This is a genomic window from Arthrobacter sp. HMWF013 (assembly GCF_003061105.1).
Classification (GTDB): domain Bacteria; phylum Actinomycetota; class Actinomycetes; order Actinomycetales; family Micrococcaceae; genus Arthrobacter.
Map to the genome: position 1 here is coordinate 1 of NZ_QAIQ01000649.1, position 1,022 is coordinate 1,022.

The following is a 1,022-nucleotide window of genomic DNA, read 5'->3' on the forward strand; positions in this document are numbered from 1 at the left end:
TGGAGGTGCCCAGGATGAGCATGTATTCCTCTTTGAGGTGGCGGATCATCTTGAAGATGTTCAGCTTCAGGAAAGCCATGATGGAGCCGAGCACGATCACCACGAAGAGGATGGAGGTGATGTAGAACAGCGCGATCAGTCCGCCCATGCTGGTCAGGGAGGAGACGCCGAACTTGCCGACGGCGTAGGCCATGGCGCCGAAAGCACCGATGGGGGCGGCTTTCATGATGAAGCCCAGGATTTTGAACATGACCCCGGTGAGGCGCTGCACACCGTCCAGGACAGGCGCGCCAACCTTGCCCATCGCGTTCAGTGCGATGCCGAAGATCACGGCGATGAAGATGATCTGGAGGATGTTGCCTTCAACGAAGGGGGCAACCATGCTTTCCGGGATGACTTTGGTCAGGATCTGCCACCACTCCTGGTTCGCCCCGGCGTCGATCAGCTTTGCGGCGGACTCGGAGGTCTCGATGCTGCCGGCGTCGGCGTTGACGCCGTCGCCCAGGCGGAAAACATTGATGGCGACGAGGCCGAAAATCATTGCCAGGATGGTGCCCACCTGGAAGTAGGTCAGGGCCTTCAGGCCGGTCATTCCCACCTTCTTCAGGTCCGCGACGCTGGCGATGCCGCCGACGATGGTCAGGAAGACGATGGGGCCGATCAGCATCTTCATCGCATCCACGAAGGTGGTCCCGATGGGTTCCATGGCGATGCCGACACTTGGTGCGAGCCAGCCGACCAGGACGCCTATGACGATCGCGGTCAGTACCCAGAAATACAGTTGACGGTACAAAGGTGTTTTAGGTGCCCGCGTTGCCGCGCCGGCAGTGGTGGTGTGGTCCATGATTCCTACCTCGTTGTGGAATATAACTGGAAGGTGCTTGATGACACGGGGGATGGCCGACGGCGGCGGGCGCGCCGCCGTCGGCCGTTAACTCAGACGCTAGACGGCGGCCAGGGTGTGGGTGAGGACCTTGATGATGGCCTCGGTGACGTCATCGGTGTTGGCTTCGCCGCCGACG

1 protein-coding gene is annotated in these 1,022 nt (G+C 60.9%); it reads right to left on the reverse strand.

Going from position 1 to position 1,022, the window contains the following annotated elements:
* Positions 1-844 (reverse strand): cation:dicarboxylate symporter family transporter (locus tag DBR22_RS21440; protein WP_146187613.1); only part of this gene is annotated, 844 nt, incomplete at its 3' end.
* Between the last annotated feature and the right edge of the window lie 178 nt (positions 845-1,022).